Origin of the sequence: Sorangium sp. So ce124 (genome assembly GCF_051525235.1) — a bacterium.
Classification (GTDB): Bacteria; Myxococcota_A; Polyangia; order Polyangiales; family Polyangiaceae; genus Sorangium; species Sorangium atrum.
The window spans coordinates 6,290,821-6,308,504 of record NZ_CP150312.1 but is presented as its reverse complement, the minus strand read 5'-3'; the positions used below and the strand labels follow the sequence as shown (position 1 = coordinate 6,308,504).

Sequence of the window (17,684 nt, the reverse complement as noted above, 5' to 3'; positions counted from 1 at the left end):
GGGCCACTTGAGCCCCATTTTATGCAGCCTCATGGGGCCAGTCGGTCGTCAGGATCATGGGCCAGCCGAAAAGTGACATGGCAGCGCCGCTTCTGCCGATCCCTCTATTGCGCCTCGCCCCCTACCCGGGTGAATATGAGAGCCACGGAGCGAGCCCAACAGCTTGGAGCGAGCCGCCCCGCGTCCCACGACGACCGCCTCTTCTATGCTGGAGCCGCATCACAACATCGCAGAAGAGCCGGAAGGCGCCGCGGACCCAGCGGGCGATGCGCCCTTCGCGCGGTCGCTCGATCACCTCATGGCCGAGCTCGACCGCGTCGATCGGATGGTGCGCATCGGCGTCGCTCAGGCACGTCTCGTGGCAGAGGAGGATTCGCTCCCCGGTCTTACCATCTCCGAGGCCGAGATCGACGCGCTGCTCGAGCGGGCGCCGGGCGAGCCCCACTGGACGACCGGGCCCGAGGGGCCGGAGGTGATCGCGGTCAAAGAGGCGATCGAGAGGCAGGCCGCCGTGCTTTCGCGCCGCGCGGCGGAGAGCGGGAGGCGCGGCGTCCATCTTCGCCTCGTGGCGCTCGCCGAGCGGTTCGGGCTGACGCGCTTCGACCTGGATGTGCTCCTGCTCGCGCTCGCGCCCGAGATAGACCTTCGCTACGAGCGCCTCTTTGCGTATCTCAACGACGATATCACGCGCAAGCGCCCGACGGTGAACATCGGGCTCTTCCTGCTCGCTGCTTCGTTCGAGGAGCGCATCGCCGCGCGACGCCATTTCACGCCGCGCGCCCCGCTCGTGCGCCATGGCCTGCTCCGCGGCCTCGATGCCGCCGCCCGGCAAGGCTCGCTCCTGGCCGCCCCGCTCGAGGTGGAGGAGCGCATCATCTGGTATCTGCTCGGCAGCGAGGAACTCGACCCGCGCCTCGGCCGCGCTGTGCGGCTCGTGCATCCTCGAGCGCGGCTCGAGGAGCTGCTCCTGCCCGAGGAGACCAAAGAGAGCCTGCTCCGGCTCGCCGCGTCGCATCGGGGGCAAACGTGGCCCGTGGTGACGCTGAAGGGGCCGGAGAGCGTGGGGAAGACGTCGCTCGTCGAGGCCCTTTGCGGGGAGATCGGCGTCCCCGTGCTCGTTGTGGATCTCGAGGCGCTCCTCGCCGAGGGAGACGCGCCCTTTCGCGCGGCGCTGCCGCTCGTCGCGCGCGAGGCGAAGCTGTGGAGCGCGGCGCTTTGCTGGGATGGATCCGGCGCGCTCGGCGCCGCGGACCGGAAGGCGCTCGAGCTCGCCGTGGCGGCGGCGATCGCCGAGCACGATGGGCCCGTGTTCCTTCTGGAGCGTGGGCCGTGGGCGCCTGCGGGCGCGCTGGGCGGGCGTCCGCTCCTTCGCCTGGAGATCCCCCGGCCTCGCATGGCCGAGCAGGCAGCGCTGTGGAACGCCGCGCTCCGCGCCGGCGACGCGCCGGCGATGGCCATCGACGTCGCAGCGCTGACGAGCCGCTTCCGCTTGACCGGCGGGCAGATCCACGGCGCTGTCGCCGCGGCGCGCGCCCTCTGTCTCACGCGCGGACAGGGCGCGGTCATGAGCACGGCCGATGTGCTCCAGGCGTGCCGGCTCCGGTACGGCGGCAAGCAGAGCTTCCTCGCGCGCAAGGTGCCGCTCGTGCATCGGTGGGACGACGTTGTCCTCCGCGAGGATCGGCGGGAGCTCCTCCGTGCCATCTGCCGGTTCATGCAGCAGAGAAACCAGGTTTTTGTCGCGTGGGGCTTCGATGACAAGCTCTCGCTGGGCAAGGGGCTCTCGGCCCTCTTCTCGGGCCCGCCGGGGACGGGCAAGACCATGGCCGCGGCGGTGATCGCGAGCGAGCTTGAGCTCGACCTCTACCAGATCGATCTGTCGCAGGTGGTGAGCAAATACATCGGCGAGACGGAGAAGCATCTCGGCGAGCTGTTCGACGAGGCCGAGGCCACGAGCGCGATCCTGTTCTTCGACGAAGCCGACGCGCTCTTCGGCAAGCGGACGGAGGTGCGGGACGCGCACGACCGCTATGCGAACGTCGAGACGAGCTATCTGCTCCAGCGCATCGACGCGCACGAGGGGGTGGTGATCCTGGCGACCAACCTCTTGAAGAACATGGATGAGGCCTTCATGCGGCGGCTGTCCTTCATCGTCGACTTCCCGTTCCCGAGCCCCAAAGAACGCGCGGCCATCTGGAAGAGGGCTTTTCCTGCCGAGACGCCGCTCGATCCCGACGTCGATTTCGAGCGCCTCGGCGTCCGGCTGGAGCTCGCCGGGGGCTCGATCCGGAACGTGGCGCTCGCCGCGGCGATGCTCGCGGCGGAGCAAGCAGCGGCGGTGGGGATGTGGCACCTCTTCCGGGCGGCGCGGCTCGAATTCCAGAAGATGGGCAAGGTGGTGAAGGACGAGACCTTCGGTTAGGTCACAGCCCACAGCCGGTGAAGATCGATCGGCCGGCCATGAAGCGCGGTCGAGCGCGCACGAGGGAGCGGTTTACCATGAGAGATCCCGCAGGATGGGTCCTCCGCCAGGTGAGCGAGAGCCTGGGCACGCTGATCCGCGAGAACGTATTTCTCAACGATCCTCCGGGCCCGGCGTCTCCGGTTGATGACGATCATGATTCGCTCTACCACGGCCGCCGACCTGGAGACCTGGAGGACGTGGACAGGGTGGAGGTCAAGTATCACTCTCCCTCGGACGAGCCTGATTCAGGGCAGGGGCGTTCTCCGCTTATCCTGGTCTATATGTATCGGGTAGCCGACAATCCCTACCTGATCAACGAGCCCCCGTCGATCGTGAGAACGGGGACCGGCTTCGTGCGTCGAGCGGCGCCGCTCGCCGTCGATCTCTCCTACATGATGGTCCCGTACGCCCAGAACGCGGAGAACGAGCTCCTGCTCGTGAGCAAGCTCAAGCGGCTGTTCTCCGACTGCCCCGTGCTCGAGGACAAGAGCCCGAACGGCGTGCTGTTCGTTACAGGCAACGAACGGTTGCCCGTCCTGTCGGACGCGCCGAGCATGGAGCAGATCCATCAAATCTGGGCGGGTTTTCCGAACAAACCCTACCGACTTTCGCTCTTCTATACGGTGACGCCCGTGCGCATCCCGCGAGCCGTCACGGAGGAGGGAGCCCTCGTCCGCAAGGTCCGGTCCACCTTCCACGTGAACTCGCCCACCGAGGGGAGCCCGCCCTCCCCGGAAGAGTGGGTGATCGACACAGACCCCCGATCGCCGGGGTGACCCCATGAGGTTGACGAGATCACCGTTCCACAAGGCACTGCTGGTCCCATGAGGGTGACAAAACGATCGCCTGAGGGATAGACCCGGCCCCATGATTGTGACGAAAGATCGGATCGGGCATCCTCAGACCGCGTTGACAACTCTGGCAAAGGAAACCTAATGTCCAGGCTCTCTTCGGGGGGGTAGCCGAGATCAGCTGGCGGACTCCGCCCTCGCGATCTTGTCTTCCAAGCATCTCCCTCTCCTCAAAGAGAGGTGGAGGGAGATGCCCTCGAAGGCGGCCTCCACCGTTCCCTCCATGGGGGAGAGGCCGTGGGGAAGAGGCCATAGGGAAGAGGCCGAGGTCTGTCGCGATGCGGTGTGTGTCGAAGAGGATCTGGCAACCTCCTTCGTCCGAATCGTCTCTGGAAAGGTTGAACCCGTGTCCAACTACTTGTATCCGGGCGTCTACATCGAAGAAATCCGGGGACCGCAGCAGATCTCTGGCGTCGGCACCAGCACAACCGCCTTCGTGGGATGGACAGAAATAGGGCCGGACGAGCCCACGCTGATCGATAGCTGGAACGCTTTCCTGGCGAAATTCGGGAACTTCACGTGGGGCTATAACGTCCCGTTTGCGGTATACAATTTCTTCGCCGAGGGCGGCGCGTACGCGTACGTCGTGCGCGCGAAGGCGAGCGATGGCCTCGCCGCGGCGACGGTCGTGCATGCGCCTCTCAAGTTCACGGCGTCGTCACCGGGCCTGTGGGGCAACGATCTCGCCATCGCGATCGAAAACTACCCTTGGGAGGACACGCCCAGCACGACCCTCACGCCCACCTTCGGCGTCCGCGTCCTCTACTCCGCCGCAAAGGTGGACCAAGACGACAGCAAGAAGACGGTCCTCGAGCGTCTCATCACCCGCTACATCAAGAACAACAGTCTCGATTCTGCCAAGATCACCCGCACTGTCGACTATTACGTCATTGAAGAGTTCCCTGGGCTGACCATCAAGGATCTCAAGAAGGGAGCGAACGGGCCTAGCTCGCTGGAGGCCAAGATCAACGGCCAATCGCTCTTCCTCCGTGTCACGGTCAACGCCGAGACGCCACCGGCGCCGACCGCCCTCGCCCCGGCGTTGCTCGTGACCGGCGCTGACTCCACGTCGGGCACTCCGGTCGACTACCAAGACGCGCTCGCCAGGCTCGATCCGATCACCGACGCAAGCCTCCTCGTGATGCCCGACACGGGCATGTTGGACGATCTCAAGACGCAGCAAGCGACGATTCAGCAGGGTATAAATTACTGCGAAGGTCGGACTCCCTGCGACATGTTCATGATCGCAGACGCCCCTTTCTGGCTGGACCCGCCGACGCTCAGGTCGTTCAAGAGAGGCGAACCGATAACTCCCCCGGGAGCAACCGCAGCGATTGACCTGGAGAACGCGCTCAACTCGGACCGCGGCGCGATCTACTATCCATGGATCGATTTCTTCAATACGTCGACGGCGCGCAGCATCACGATCCCTCCCGCCGGGGCCATCGCAGGGACCTATGCCGAGACCGATAGTCGCGTCGGCGTGTTCAAGGCTCCGGCGGGTATCCGCGACGGCAAGCTGTCGTCGGCGGTGAGTCTCACGGCGCTCGTCACGGAGAAGGCTCAAGGTATCCTCAACCCGGATGGCATCAACGCCATACGGAGCCTGCCGACCTACGGCATCGTGACGTACGGCGCGCGCACCTTGTCGACGGACCCGAGCCTCATCTACATCAGCGTACGCAGGCTGCTGACGTACATCGAAATGTCGCTCTACCGGGGCCTGCAATGGGTCGTGTTCGAGCCGAACGATCAGAAGCTCTGGGGCACGGTCCGTCGCGACGTGACCGTGTTTCTGACCCAGGTGTGGACGGCAGGAGGCCTCTTCGGCGCCAAGGACTCGGACGCGTTCGAGGTGAAGGTGGACGCGTCGAACAACCCTCCGGCGACGAGGAACCAGGGGCTCCTCTACATCGACATCAAGGTGGCCCCCGTACGGCCTGCGGAGTTTGTCGTGCTCCGCATTCAACAGCAGACGCTACCATCGGCTTGATCGAGCCTGATGTGGAGCCCTCCGGGGCCGGGCATCAAGAGAGGCTATAGTTATCATGGCGGAGAGAACGGACCCTTACAGGAATTATCGGTTCCGCGTCGAGATCGCGAGCATTCAGGTCGCCGCCTTCGCAAGCGCGACGATCCCGGACGAGTCGTCGGACCAGATCGAGTACCGCGAGGGCACCGATCCCTTCACGCGCAAGCTCTCCGGGTATCCCAAGGTGGGGTCGCTCACTCTCAAGCGCGGCATCACGACGTCAATGGAGCTTTACGAGTGGTGGCAGATCATCCGCCAGACCGGCACCGGCGTGCCGAACGCTCGAAGGAATATATCGATCATCCTCGTCGATGACGCCGGTAACGACGCCGCGCGCTGGGACCTGGTCGGGGCCTGGCCGTCGAAGTACCAGGCGGGCGATCTCGACGGCAAGGGGAACGACGTCCTCATCGAGACGTTCGAGGTGGCGGTGGAGACCATCAAGCGCACGCAATGACAGCGCCGGAGAGAGGAGGCTGAAATGACCGCGCTAATCACCGAATTCCCATTTGTCTTGAAGCTCGGCTACGCTGACGAAAATGGCGATCTTCACAAGGAAGGCACCATGCGCCTCGCGACCGCGGCCGATGAGATCCTGCCGCTGCGCGACAGCCGCGTTCAGCAGAATCAGAGCTACCTCTCCATCATCCTCCTCTCGCGCGTCGTGACGCGGCTCGGCTCGCTGCCCACCGTCACGCCCAAGGTCGTCGAGGGCCTGTTCGCGGCGGACTTCGCCGCTCTCCAGGAGATGTACAACCGCATCAACGAGCGGGGGCGAAACACAGTCGAGGTGCTCTGTCCGAAATGCAACCATGCGTTCGAGTTCGAGGTGGACACGTCCCGGGACCAATGAAGGGCTATCCCCTCGATGCGATGCACGAGGAGATAGCCTTTCTCGCGTACTATTTTCACTGGGAGTATGACTCGCTGCTCAGGCTCGAGCACCGCGAGCGCAGGCGGTGGTGCGAAGAGGCGAGCAAGATCAACCGGGAGATCATGGGTTCCGAAAAGAAGGAGCGGTCGCTGCTCGACTTCTGATCGCGAGGCGAGCGGACGGCCTTCGGTCCTGGGTTTAACCGTGGCGTGAGGGAGGCGGTATGGCGAACGGCAGCAGGGGCTCGTCGTCGGGCGGACGCGCGGCTCGGAAGGATCCGTACCTGGGCTTCAACTTTCAGGTCGAGATCGGGTCGCTGATCGTTGGCGGGTTCAGCAGCATCAGTGGCTTGCGGATCCAAACGGCGGTCGAGTCGCGCCGCGAGGGCGGCGTCAACACGCATGAGCACCGGCTGCCCGGCCCCACGTCGTACACGGATCTCGTCCTTCGGCGTGGGATGTCCGATATGGACAATCTATGGAGCTGGTACCAGCAGGTCATCGCCGGGAAGTTCAGCCGCCACGACGGGACCGTCCATCTCATGGACCGGACCGGTGCATTCCTCAAGCAATGGCACTTCCGTAGCGCCTACCCGATCGCTTGGGAAGGTCCCGAGTTCGACACAGCCTCGAACCAGGTGCTGTTCCAGTCGCTGACGCTGGCGCACGACGGGATCTTCGAGGCATAGGGGCCTGAGCGATGCTGGATCGTGTTCAGCGCGAGCAGGTCAATCGTCCAGCGTGGCCGAGCGCGGCTCGGGCCGCCATGCGCTCATCGCGCGAGATCCGCGAGCGGTACGGGCGAGGCGAGCCGCTCGGACCTCGTCCGCTCGGCCTGACCCACGTTGCCGTCGGGGCATCCACGGTCATCCGGCCGGTGTGGCTCACGCTCAAGCTTGCGGTGTTTCAGGCGCTCGGCGCCGCGCTCCGGGCGAGCGCCGACCGGCGCTCGCCCGGAGCGCGGGCCGAGCGATACGAGCGAGCCGCGCTGCGGCGGCGGACGATGGACGAGGTCGGCCCGGAGGTGGGGCGGCTCGGGCGGCAATTGCGGCCAGCGATCGGTGCCTCGCACGCGCGCCTTCGGGTCGCCGCCACGGGCGGCCGAGCGGGTGTGACCGACCACGATGCCCGCAGCGTGGGCGACGGTGCCCGCAGCGTGGGCGACGGTGCCCGCAGCGTGGGCGCTGCGCTCGCGGTGAGCCTACCGCGCGCCGTGGCGACCGTGCTGCGCTCCACCCTCGCGGCGGGAACGTGGCGCTTCCCGGAGCCTCGGCGCGTGCGAGCCGCTGCGGCCCTTCTGCGCCGGACCATCGCACGCCTGCTGCTCACGCGCTTGCCACTCCTCGGCTCGTCGCCCCCAGGCGTGCTGCTCGTGCGAGAGCCCCTCGACGAGGGGCGGGTTTCAGAGCACGCGCGACCGGAGATGCGCGGCGCGCGTTCGTGGCATGTACCCGCTGCCTCCCCGCAGGCGCCGCGCCGGTATGGCACCGGCCAGGCGTGGCGAACGTTGGCAGCGCCTCTCCGGCTGTTGCTCTCGATCGTCACGGAGCAAGCCACGCCGACGGCGCCTTCTGACACGCCACGCCGCTTGGCGACGGCGCTGTTCGCCTTGCCGCTTCAGCTCGTCGTTCGCCCTCCCTCCCTGATGCTCCCCCGAGCTCGAAGCGTGCCCGCGACCTACCCGAGACAGGGCGTCAGCAGGCGCGAGCGCACCGCGTCTCTCATGCTCTTCCCTGGAGCCCCAGACGCAGCCCCCGTCCGCTGGGCGCCGAAGAGCGTAGCTCCTCGCGCTGTTGCCGTGCGCCGGCGCGCGAGGGAGGGGGAGCGAGGGGCGCGGGGTTCCCGGCTATCTCGAGCCGGAGAGGCGCGTCGGGGATACCGGACGAGCGCCGCCCATCAAGCCTTCGGGCGCACGACGGGCGGCGGCTTCGCGGCGGCATTGCGCGCGGGCCGAGCCTTGTTTCCCTGGCGCGACGCTGGGAACCCCAGCATCCGCTTCGCGGCCGCTCGAGCGGCGCCCGGGCGCAGCGCGGCCGCTCGAGCGGCGCCCGGGCGCAGCGCGGCCGCTCGAGCGGCACCCGGGCGCAGCGCGGCCGGCGCTGGAGCGGCGCTCGGGCGCAGCGCGGCCGGCGCTGGAGCGGCGCCCGGGCGCAGCGCGGCCGGCGCTGGACCGGCGCTCGGGCACAGCGCGGCCGGCGCTGGAGCGGCGCTCGGGCGCCTCAGCCAGCATGTCTCTCGGCATCGGCCGGCGGCGGTGCACGTTGCCTCCACGACCCCACTCTCGCTCCCGGGCCCTTCGAACGGCAGTCTCGGCGGCAAGGGGCAAACACTGCAAACGTCGGCTGCTCCCTTCCGGCCTTTGTCCTTGACGACCACCCATGTAGCCGCGCCGGCAGCCGACGCCCACGCGTCGCACCGACCGACGGCAGCGTTCCGCGCGCATGCCGATCGCGTACTCACCCATCCTTCGCAGCTCCTACAGGTTGGTCCTTTGCCCTCGCTCGAGCACCGGGGGGCTCCCGCGGCTGCCCGCCCGACCGAGAGCGCGCCCGCCGCTGCGCTCGCCCGCTCACCGCTCTCTCTTCCGCACATGCAGGCCGAGCTCGAAGGCGCGCGGGCGCCTCGACCGGCTGCCTCGAGAGCGCCACGGCTCGCCGACCAGCCCTCGCAGGCCGAGCTGCGAAGGCTCGTCGATCGTCTGATGGCGGAGATGGACAAGCGGATTCGTCACCGCGAGGAGCGGACGGGGCTGCGATGACCCTGAGCAAAGCGATCATCAAGAATATCGATACGGGCGAGCAGATCGAGGTGATGTACAACCCGGATCAATATACGAGCTCGTCCCAGGTCCTGTACTCGGGGAGGGCCGGAACGTTGCAGTTCGACCGCCTGGAGCGGCTGCCGTTCACCGTGAAGCTCTTTTTTGATACGTACGAAAAGGGCACCGACGTGCGCGCGTTGATCAAACCCATCGCCGCGCTCCAGAGGCCGACGGTCGGTGAGGGGGAAAAGCGCCGGCCGCCCGTCTGCCTCTTTAGCTGGGGAGGTTTTTCTTACCAGGGGATCGTCAGCCAGCTCGACCAGCACTTCACCATGTTCCTCTCGACCGGCACCCCGGTCCGCGCCGATCTCACGGTCACATTTCAGGAGCAGCTCCTGCCGAGCGAGGTGGAGAAGGACGCCGGCCTCGATAACTGCCCAAAGCTCCACCTGGTCAAGGTGGGAGAGCGGCTCGACGCCATCGCGGCCCGGGAGCTCGGGGACGCCAGCGCATGGATCTGGATCGCCAGGGCCAACAACATCGATGATCCGCTGCGCTTCCCGAGGCCGGAGCAGATCGGGACGCTCCTCGCGATCCCTGACGCGGCCGATCTACCGAAGAGCGACGCACTCTCTCAGGGCGGCAACGCTGCCGGAGCGGATCGGTAATGGGCGTCGTCTCGGTCACCGTTGCGGGCAAGCCGCTTCCGGACAGCATGAGCGCCGCGCTCGTCCGCGCCGAGGTCGAACAGGAGTTGAACCTCCCCTCGACGTGCGCCGTCGAGGTCGGCAGCGTCGACTTCGAGCGCTCTGTTTTTCAGGGGATCGATCTGAACTCCGCCCGCATCGGCGACCCTGTCGTGGTGGGCTTCGGCATGGAGAGCACGAAGCCCATTTTCGAAGGCCGCCTCGGCGCGCTGGAGATGGTCTTCGGCGACGAGAGCGCCGTCGAGCTCCAGGGCTATGACGCGCTCTACCGCCTCCAGTTCGGGACCACGACGCGCACGTTCGAGAGATCGAGCGACACCCAGATCGCGACCCGCATCGCCCGCGACAACGGGCTCGACATTCGCGCCGACGACAGCGGCGTCACCTACCCGTACGTGATCCAGGCCGATCAGAGTGATTTCGCGTTCCTCTCCGCGCGCGCGGCCCGGATCCATTTCGAGCTCTTTGTGACAGGGCGCACGCTCTACTTTCGCCGAAGCATCGCGGGCCAGTCGCCGACGACGAAGCTGCGCCTCGGCCTGGATCTCACGACGTTGACCGTGCGAGCTCGGGCGCTCAAGCAAGGGTCGCGCGTGACGCGCGTGGGCTGGGATCCGAAGAAGAAGCAGTCCATCGTCGCGACCGTGAGCTCCGGCCCCGCGTCGCTCCGCATGGGCGGCCAGAAGACGGGCTACGAGCAGTCCGCCGCCTACGCGGCCTCACCCGTGTCGGCGATGGATCCGGAGATCCTCGATCAGAAGAGCGCGCGCGCCATCGCCGAGGCGACGTACGAGGCCGACATCGAGGGGTTCATCGAGGTCGAGGCGTCCGCGACCGGAAACCCAGCGCTCCGGCCCGGGGTCAACGTCGAGATCGAGGGCATCGGCGACCGCTTCAGCGGCCTCTATTACGTGACCGCGGCAAAGCACATCTATACGCAACAGGATGGCTATACGACCAACATCTCGCTGCGGAGGACCGGCGTATGAGCGCGTGGCAGGGGAGCAATGCGCACCATGAGCGATCCATGACCGGCGTGATCGTCGGGATCGTCGAGGAGACGACGGGCGACCCGGAGAGGCTCGGGCGCATCAAGGTGCAATACCCGCTGTTTGGCGCCACGATCATGTCGAACTGGTGTCGCGTCGCATCCTTCTTCGCCGGCAAGGACGTCGGTGCGTATTTTCTCCCCGCGAAGGGCGACGAGGTGCTGGTCATCTTCGAGGCGGGCAACTTGAACGTGCCTTACGTGATCGGCTCGCTGTGGAACGGGCAGGATCGCCCTCCCGTCGCCGGCGAGCAGAAGCAGCAGGACGTGCGCATGATCAAGACGCGGAGCGGCAGCCATATATGCATCGACGACACGCCCGGCGCCGAGAGGATCGAGGTGACCGACAAGAGCGGTGGCAAGATCGTCCTCGATTCCAAGCCTGGCGCCGAGAAGATCGAGGTGACCGACAAGAGCGGCGACAAGGTGGTTCTCGACGCCGTGAAGAGGAGCGTCACCATCGCCGCGGGCGGGGACATCGACGTGTCCGCTGGACCGGGGAAGATCACGCTGAAGGCCACGCAGATCGAGCTATCAGCGACGGCGGCGGTGAAGATCTCGGCGCAGGCTCAGGTGGAAGTCTCGTCGACGGGCGATGTCGCCGTGAAGGGCGCGCTCATCCGGCTCAACTGAGGAAATCTATGGGACTACCGGCAGCCAAGCAAGGAGATCGCGTGCAGGCGATCGACACGCATATCGTCCTCGTGCCTTCGCCTACGGGCCCGGTGCCTGTCTCGCAGCCGTTCCCGTTCAACGGGATCATCACCGGCGACCTCTGCCCGAGCGTGCTCATCGAGGGGCGGATGGCCGCCGTCCTCGGATCGACCGCGACCAACATCCCCCCTCACATCCCGGTCGGCGGTACGTTCGCGGTGCCGCCAACGAACCAGGCGCAGATCGTCAAGGGCAGCGCGACGGTGATGTTCGGAGAGCGCCCGGCCGCGCGAGCGGCCGACCGCGCCCTGACCTGCAACGATCCTGCGCCGCTGCCTTCCGGGACCGTCCTTGCGCAGAGCAGCGTCCTCGTCGGAGGGTAGCGTGAAAGGGTCGAAGAGCTTCCTCGGCGCAGGGTGGTCGTTCCCCGTGACGCTCTCGGGCGGGAAGGTGGAGCTCGCGTCCGACGAGCTCAAGGTGCGTCAATCGATCCAGCTGATCCTCGGCACCTCGCCCGGCGAGCGGGTGATGGAGCCGGAGTTCGGCAGCAGGATCTGGGAGCTCGTCTTTGCTCCGCAGAGCCCGGCGACGTTCTCCCTCGCCTCGTTCCACGTGAAGCAGGCGCTGGAGCGGTGGGAGCCGCGCGTGGAGGTCGAGGACGTCCGCGCCTCGATGGACCCGAAGCGGCCGGGGGTGATGCTCATCGCCATCGATTATCTCGTGCGTTCGAAGAACCAGCGCGGAAATCTCGTTTACCCGTTTTACCTCAACCAGAAGTGAGCGCGACGGGCAGATCGGATGTGACGACAGGCGCAAGCCAGAATCGGAGAGATGGCATGAGAGACTATGTGGAGCAGAGGCTCAGGGATCTTCGCGAAGAATTCGAGACTGGGCAAAAGCAGCTCGCGGCCATGGAGGTCCGTACGAATGACCTCAAGAGCACGCTCTTCCGCATCAGCGGCGCCATCCAGGTGCTCGAGGAGGTCCTGTCGCAGCCGCCGCGCGCCCCGGGCGCTGCCGCGGAGAAGAGCAACGGCACGCAGCTCCGCTCCGCCCTGCCGGAGAGTTGAGTCGCAGCCCATGCGCCGTGAGCCCTATACGCTGGATGCCCGCTCCGGGGATGACGTCTACCGCGACGCCATCAGGCTCGCGCGTTACTACCTTCCCGAGTGGTCCCTCCTCTGGCCGGACCCAGCTACGGCGGAAGGCCAGAGCTACTTTGACCCGACCGATCCTGGGCTCGTCCTCCTCAAGCTCCTCTCGCGGCTGCACGCCTCGCTCGCCACGCAGCTCAACCGGGCCCCTGACAAGCACTTCCTCGCGTTCCTGAGCTTCTTCGGCATGGACCTGCGCGCGCCGCGCCCGGCCAAGGTCGTCTTGACGTTCACGCTGGCCGAGGGGAACGCGCCAGTCTTCATCGCCGAGAGGACGCAGGTCGGCGCCGCCGCTGACCCCGAGCTCTTGTTCGAGACGACCGGCGAGCTCCTGGCGCTCCCGGCCGAGCTCGAGGCGGCGTGCACCCTCCTGCCGGCAGCAGACGCATGGATCGACCGCGGCGACGTCCTCCGCGAGGACGTCCTCTCGGAAGCGGACCGCGTGGAGCCCCAGCTCCAGCCGTTCGAGCACGCCCTTCACCTGGGCAGCGAGGCGCTCTTCAAGCATCGGATCGCCCTCAAGGAGCTGCGTGTCCGGCTCGAGGGCATCAATCTGTTCCAGTATTTCTTTGCCCGATGGTCGGACGGCGCGGGCCGCGAGCTCAGGCCGAGGTTTGGTGTCGAGCCCGATGTGGCGGTCGATGAACCAAGTCAGGCGGATTCACCGTACTCGCCTCCGGATTGCTCCGACACCGAGGGGGATGCCGAGCGTTATGCCGTGCTCGAGGCAAGCTTCGTCGACTTTTTCCAGGCGTCTCCGGCGGAGGTCAAGGGCATCTCCTCGTTCTGGATCGCGGTGAGGCCCGCCGAGACCGTCGGCGTTCGCGCCGCCGATGCGGAGATCCTGCCGCAGATCTTCAGCATCTCGGTGACAGCGAGCTCGCAGCGGCAGAAGGCTGAGGCGGCGTACGCCAACAACACACCGGTCGACCTGATGATGGGTGGCCGCCCGTTCGGCGAGACCCCCGCGGTCGAGGACGCATTCTATCTCGCGTCCGAGGAGGTGTTCTCGCGCGCCGGGGCCACGGTGACCCTGGAGGTCCAGGCGGAGACCATCACCCCGAGCCCGTCGGTCCAGCTCGCCTGGGAGTACTGGACCGATGCCGGTTGGCAACCGCTCCTCACGGTGCAGGACGGGACGAACGCGCTCATCCAGGGCGGCACGGTGACCTTCACCTGCCCGGCCATGGATCCCGTATCGATCCACGGCCTCGAGAGCCGCTGGGTGCGCGCGCGCATCGCGGCGGGCGGCTATGGATCGCCCGGGCAGGTTTCGGTGATCCCGCCGCAGGCGGATGCCCTCAACGAGTGGCTCGACAAGTACGTCGCCGACAAGAGCGCGGCGCTCACCGATCTCCGCACGAAGAACATCAACTTCGGCGTCTACGTCCCTCCGGCCTACACGCCGCCGTACATGTCGTCGCTATGGCTCTCCTACGAGCTGATCGGCCGGCCGGACACGACCATCGCTCACAACGCGTTCGACGTCGTGGAGATGCCGCTGGGGATCGTCGCTCCTTATCGGCCCGAGCTCGAGCCGGCGTCGTCCTACTCGTTCGGGTTTTCGCCGGCGAGCTTCCTCCGTCATGTGCTGGGCCGCACGCTGTCGCTCTTCATCGTGCTCGAAGAAGACGCGCCAAGCCGCGGCGTCGAGCAGCAGATCGAGGACGAGCTTGTCTGGGAGGGCTGGGACGGCACCGCCTTCCGCCCGCTCACGGTCACGGACCGCACGGACGGTTTCACGACCAGCGGGTTGGTCGAGATCCAGATCCCGACCTGGATCACCGAGAGCACCCGGTTCGACAAGACCCTTGTATGGCTGCGGCTGTCGGCGCCGCAGAGAGAGCCCAGGTGGCTGCCGCGGATACAGCGCGTCGTGCCGAACGCAGTCCTGGCCGAAAATGCCCTCTTGTGGAAGAACGACGTCATCGGCTCGGGCACGGCCGCGCCGGGGCTCGTGCTCGAGTTCCCGCGCAAGCCGATCCTCGACGGCGAGGTCGTGGAGGTACGCGAGCAGGTGACAGGGCAGGCAGGCGCGGCGCCAGCGGAGCTCTACGCCTGGCGGCGCTGGGAGAAGGTCACCACCTTCGCGTTCTCGAAGGCGGACGACCGGCATTACATGCTCGATTCCACGACCGGAGAGCTCTCTTTCGGGGATGGGATTCGCGGCATGGCCCCGCCGCTCGGCGAAAACGACATCCGCGCGGCGAGCTATTCGAGCGGCGGCGGCGCGCGCGGGAACCTGCCCGCCGGACAGTTGGCCGTGCTCGAGCAGGCGATCACCGGCGTCGAATCGGTCACCAACGTCCTCGCGGCCAAGGGCGGAATGGACGCAGACGACCTCGACACCCTGCGGAGGCTCGGGCCGAAGCGTCTCAAGGCGATGGACAGGGCCATGAGCGCCGAGGACTTCGCGACCCTGGCGCTCGCGTCGTCGCCGAGCGTCGGGCGGGCCACGGCGTACGCAACGGGCGAGCGGCTCATCGTCGCGATCGTGCCGCGCGAGGACACGGAAGAGCCCATGCCGACGTCGTTTCTGATCGAGGAGGTCGAGGCGTACCTGCGCGCGAGGGCCTTCTTCGCCGTCGCCGACGCGATCACGGTCGTGGAGCCCGAGTACGTGGCCATCGACGTCGAGGTCGGCGCGTCGCTCGATCCGGGCGCGAACGAGACCGATGTCCGCGCGAGGATGATCGGCCGCCTCAGCGACTTCTTCAAGCCGCTCGGCGGCGAGAAGCAACCAGCGGGCTGGGATTTCCGCGCGACGGTGACCTGCGACATGGTCGCTCGGGGCTTGCAGGGCATCCCCAGGGTCGCCCGGATCCACGACGTCGCGATCTCCAGGCGCGACCCGATCCAGCGGGCCGTCGTCACGATGGTGGACCGCCAGCTACCGGCGGCGGGCGCTCTCCGACTCGAGGTGCGCCGTGGCGGTTGAGCGGAAGCTCCCGAACCTCGCGCCCGAACGCTACGCGGAGATCTTCCGGTGGCTTCGAGAGACGCTCCCCGCGCTGAGTTCGAACTGGACCGACTACAACGCGTCCGATCCAGGCATCACGCTGCTTCAGCTCTTCGCCTTCATCGCGGAGGGGACATCCTACCGTGTCGATCGGGTCCCGGCGGGGGCATATCGCAATTTCGCCCTGCTTGCCGCCGGCACGCCGGAGCCGGGCCTCGAAGAGACGCTTCAAGAGGCGGAGCAGGACGTGCTGAGGGATGCGGACGACGATCCGCTAGAGTTCGCGGGCAACGTGGTGCTGCGCGATCCCTCGTACGTCGAGCTCTTGCGGGCCCTCCGCTCGAGCTCTGGCCGAAAGAACCCCGATCCGGCCGATCTGTATACGGCATTGTCAAGGGTTTGGCGCTCCCCGTACCGGGCGATCACGGAGCAGGACTTCGCGGAGATTGCCCTGGAGTGCAGCGCGAGCGTCTCCGAGGCCGCGTCCAGAGCGGAGCGCGCCATCGTCAGAAAGCGCGGGGAGAGCGTCGAGGTGACCATCGTCTCCGGAGCCAATTTGTCCTACGTCATGGGCGGACCAAGCGTGTCTGATTCGTCCAATTGTTTGGCTTCGATCTATGACTTTTACGACCCCATAACTGACTCTAACTATTATGACAAGTACGGCGCTTTGACGGATGTCATCGGCCGGTACCTTGCGCCACGCTGTCTCATCGGCACGAGTGTGTCCGTCGTGAGGCCGCAGTTCGATCCGACCCGGGTGGTCGCCACGGTCGCTGCCCTGGTCACGAAGACGCCCACCAACCGTGACCCGAGCATCATCGACGCGAACCCGACCACCGTGCTGCGCAGAGCGTGGGAGCGCATCACGGCGCTGCTCGATCCCTTGATCGGAGGCCTTTCAGGGCAGGGCTACCCGTACCGCCGCCCCCTCACGAGCGAGGACATCGCGTCCGCCCTGCAGGGCGTCGACGGGCTCGATGCCAGCCAGCCGGTCCGTGTATATATCGAGCGGATGACCGGGCTGCGCGTAGGGAAAGCGAGCGTGGGTAAGACGACGGTCGTGCTGCGCTCGGCTCGCGATCTGGGCTTTCCATGGCTCGTGTCGCTATCGCTCCAGGCCGTGACTTCCACGTATGGCATGCTGGTAGGTGCTAGTCAGATCGGCAAAGACACGATGGTTGCGAAGGTAGGTGGAACGTGAGCGATGAGGAATCCGAGTACCTGCGCTTGCTCCCCGCGGCTCACGCGAGCCGCGGCGAGGATGGCACACCGTCGTTCGTCGAGCGCTACCTGATGATCGCGGAGAGCCTGCTCGGGCGGAGGGACGGGGGCGAGGCCGGCGTGCAAAAAGGGATAGCGGCGCTCCTGGATGCGCTACCCTCGCTCCTCTCTCCGCGCCTGTCGTTCCTGTTCCCTGATTCGACGGAGCTTCTACCTCTGATCGAAGTCGCGGACACGGCAGCCCAGTTCCCCCTGGCCCCGACGGAGGACGTCCTGGAGGTGCTGAACCATTTCCTGGGCATCGTCCCCTTCGTTCCCCCGGAGTCCCTGGAGACCCTCGCCGTCTCGAAGCGCCGGCAGCGGATGAGCCTCATCCTGGAACCTCTGGCACAACTCCTGGAATGGCTCTCGGGGTGGATCGCCCTCGTGCCTATTCGCGACTGGAGCGTTGATAAGCGGCGAGATGTGCTCTCAAGGATCATGCCTCTTTACCGGAAGCGCGGGACGCTGGAAGGGCTGAAGGGGCTCATGGAAGCATTTTTTGACAACGTCGTTGTTGATGAATCTGGCAGGCAGACAGTATGGATCAAGACCAATGTGGTCGATATGACTCCGGCGCAGCCCGTCAAGCTCGGCACGAACACGACGCTCTCAGAGACGGCCTCGCCCAAACAAGAAAAAGAAGCTCTCAAAAATATTGAAACGCTGCCCATGTGCCTGCCAGTGCTCGATGGCATGCGCCCACATTATTTTGTTGTGGGGATCTATTTGAATACATCCAAATATAATATTCAGGCGCAGCTGGGGCGGCTCAAAAGTGCGATGGTTTCGTTTGTGGACGAGGAGAAGCCCATTCACGCGCACTGTACTTTCATTTACGTGAGCAAGCCGGACTATCTCGGCTGATACGCTCCGTGTGTGTACGCGAGATGAAGCGCCCAGGTCTTCGGCGCCAGT

The 17,684-nt window shown here is 66.3% G+C and carries 16 protein-coding genes; all 16 read left to right on the top strand.

The genetic code is table 11. The features are described from left to right. Positions 1 to 205: 205 nt before the first annotated feature. The 16 genes from WMF19_RS23565 (at position 206) to WMF19_RS23490 (ending at position 17,633) form a co-directional block, all read left to right on the top strand. Positions 206 to 2,422: an AAA family ATPase gene (locus tag WMF19_RS23565; protein ID WP_437901138.1), complete on the top strand. Its 2,217-nt coding sequence runs from the start codon at positions 206 to 208 to the stop codon at positions 2,420 to 2,422. 77 nt (positions 2,423 to 2,499) lie between these two features. Beyond that, the gene (locus WMF19_RS23560) at positions 2,500 to 3,240 is read left to right on the top strand and encodes a DUF4255 domain-containing protein (protein WP_437901137.1); all 741 of its coding nucleotides are present in this window, start codon (positions 2,500 to 2,502) and stop codon (positions 3,238 to 3,240) included. Positions 3,241 to 3,661: 421 nt separating this feature from the next. Next, positions 3,662 to 5,308, top strand: a complete 1,647-nt coding sequence (locus WMF19_RS23555; protein ID WP_437901136.1) for a phage tail sheath family protein — start codon at positions 3,662 to 3,664, stop codon at positions 5,306 to 5,308. 55 nt (positions 5,309 to 5,363) lie between these two features. Next, positions 5,364 to 5,804 carry a phage tail protein gene (locus WMF19_RS23550; RefSeq protein ID WP_437901135.1) on the top strand — a complete coding sequence of 147 codons (441 nt, stop codon included), beginning with the start codon at positions 5,364 to 5,366 and terminating at the stop codon, positions 5,802 to 5,804. Between the two features lie 24 nt (positions 5,805 to 5,828). After that, positions 5,829 to 6,200 carry a phage tail assembly protein gene (locus WMF19_RS23545; protein ID WP_437803716.1) on the top strand — a complete coding sequence of 124 codons (372 nt, stop codon included), beginning with the start codon at positions 5,829 to 5,831 and terminating at the stop codon, positions 6,198 to 6,200. Continuing rightward, the gene (locus tag WMF19_RS23540) at positions 6,197 to 6,385 is read left to right on the top strand and encodes a DUF6760 family protein (RefSeq protein WP_437330783.1); all 189 of its coding nucleotides are present in this window, start codon (positions 6,197 to 6,199) and stop codon (positions 6,383 to 6,385) included. Before WMF19_RS23545 ends, WMF19_RS23540 begins: the two co-directional genes overlap by 4 nt. A gap of 59 nt (positions 6,386 to 6,444) precedes the next feature. Continuing rightward, positions 6,445 to 6,909 carry a phage tail protein gene (locus tag WMF19_RS23535; RefSeq protein ID WP_437901134.1) on the top strand — a complete coding sequence of 155 codons (465 nt, stop codon included), beginning with the start codon at positions 6,445 to 6,447 and terminating at the stop codon, positions 6,907 to 6,909. A gap of 2,065 nt (positions 6,910 to 8,974) precedes the next feature. Beyond that, positions 8,975 to 9,649, top strand: a complete 675-nt coding sequence (locus tag WMF19_RS23530; RefSeq protein ID WP_437901133.1) for a CIS tube protein — start codon at positions 8,975 to 8,977, stop codon at positions 9,647 to 9,649. Beyond that, complete coding sequence (locus tag WMF19_RS23525; RefSeq protein ID WP_437901132.1) at positions 9,649 to 10,677, top strand: phage late control D family protein; 1,029 nt, start codon at positions 9,649 to 9,651, stop codon at positions 10,675 to 10,677. Before WMF19_RS23530 ends, WMF19_RS23525 begins: the two co-directional genes overlap by 1 nt. Then, complete coding sequence (locus WMF19_RS23520) at positions 10,674 to 11,369, top strand: phage baseplate assembly protein V (RefSeq protein WP_437901131.1); 696 nt, start codon at positions 10,674 to 10,676, stop codon at positions 11,367 to 11,369. The genes WMF19_RS23525 and WMF19_RS23520 overlap by 4 nt, the downstream gene beginning before the upstream one ends. 8 nt (positions 11,370 to 11,377) lie before the next feature. Next, entirely contained in the window at positions 11,378 to 11,773 is a 396-nt protein-coding gene (locus tag WMF19_RS23515) for a PAAR domain-containing protein (protein ID WP_437901130.1), read from the top strand. 1 nt (position 11,774) lies between these two features. Continuing rightward, the gene (locus tag WMF19_RS23510) at positions 11,775 to 12,170 is read left to right on the top strand and encodes a GPW/gp25 family protein (protein WP_437330777.1); all 396 of its coding nucleotides are present in this window, start codon (positions 11,775 to 11,777) and stop codon (positions 12,168 to 12,170) included. Between the two features lie 131 nt (positions 12,171 to 12,301). After that, a complete protein-coding gene (locus WMF19_RS23505; RefSeq protein WP_437901129.1) occupies positions 12,302 to 12,460 on the top strand; it encodes a hypothetical protein in 159 nt (52 codons plus the stop codon). Positions 12,461 to 12,470: 10 nt separating this feature from the next. Continuing rightward, on the top strand, positions 12,471 to 15,482 hold the full coding sequence (locus tag WMF19_RS23500) for a putative baseplate assembly protein (RefSeq protein ID WP_437901128.1): 3,012 nt from the start codon (positions 12,471 to 12,473) through the stop codon (positions 15,480 to 15,482). Then, the gene (locus WMF19_RS23495) at positions 15,472 to 16,707 is read left to right on the top strand and encodes a hypothetical protein (protein ID WP_437901127.1); all 1,236 of its coding nucleotides are present in this window, start codon (positions 15,472 to 15,474) and stop codon (positions 16,705 to 16,707) included. The genes WMF19_RS23500 and WMF19_RS23495 overlap by 11 nt, the downstream gene beginning before the upstream one ends. Continuing rightward, positions 16,704 to 17,633, top strand: coding sequence for a phage tail protein (locus WMF19_RS23490; RefSeq protein ID WP_437901126.1), 930 nt, complete (start codon positions 16,704 to 16,706; stop codon positions 17,631 to 17,633). Before WMF19_RS23495 ends, WMF19_RS23490 begins: the two co-directional genes overlap by 4 nt. Positions 17,634 to 17,684 lie beyond the last annotated feature (51 nt).

Bases quoted from the DNA above. Each gene is read 5' to 3' on its own strand.
- WMF19_RS23565 (WP_437901138.1), top strand. From the start codon at position 206: ATGCTGGAGCCGCATCACAACATCGCAGAAGAGCCGGAAGGCGCCGCG.
- WMF19_RS23560 (WP_437901137.1), top strand. From the start codon at position 2,500: ATGAGAGATCCCGCAGGATGGGTCCTCCGCCAGGTGAGCGAGAGCCTG.
- WMF19_RS23550 (WP_437901135.1), top strand. From the start codon at position 5,364: ATGGCGGAGAGAACGGACCCTTACAGGAATTATCGGTTCCGCGTCGAG.
- WMF19_RS23545 (WP_437803716.1), top strand. From the start codon at position 5,829: ATGACCGCGCTAATCACCGAATTCCCATTTGTCTTGAAGCTCGGCTAC.
- WMF19_RS23540 (WP_437330783.1), top strand. From the start codon at position 6,197: ATGAAGGGCTATCCCCTCGATGCGATGCACGAGGAGATAGCCTTTCTC.
- WMF19_RS23535 (WP_437901134.1), top strand. From the start codon at position 6,445: ATGGCGAACGGCAGCAGGGGCTCGTCGTCGGGCGGACGCGCGGCTCGG.
- WMF19_RS23530 (WP_437901133.1), top strand. From the start codon at position 8,975: ATGACCCTGAGCAAAGCGATCATCAAGAATATCGATACGGGCGAGCAG.
- WMF19_RS23525 (WP_437901132.1), top strand. From the start codon at position 9,649: ATGGGCGTCGTCTCGGTCACCGTTGCGGGCAAGCCGCTTCCGGACAGC.
- WMF19_RS23520 (WP_437901131.1), top strand. From the start codon at position 10,674: ATGAGCGCGTGGCAGGGGAGCAATGCGCACCATGAGCGATCCATGACC.
- WMF19_RS23515 (WP_437901130.1), top strand. From the start codon at position 11,378: ATGGGACTACCGGCAGCCAAGCAAGGAGATCGCGTGCAGGCGATCGAC.
- WMF19_RS23505 (WP_437901129.1), top strand. From the start codon at position 12,302: ATGGAGGTCCGTACGAATGACCTCAAGAGCACGCTCTTCCGCATCAGC.
- WMF19_RS23500 (WP_437901128.1), top strand. From the start codon at position 12,471: ATGCGCCGTGAGCCCTATACGCTGGATGCCCGCTCCGGGGATGACGTC.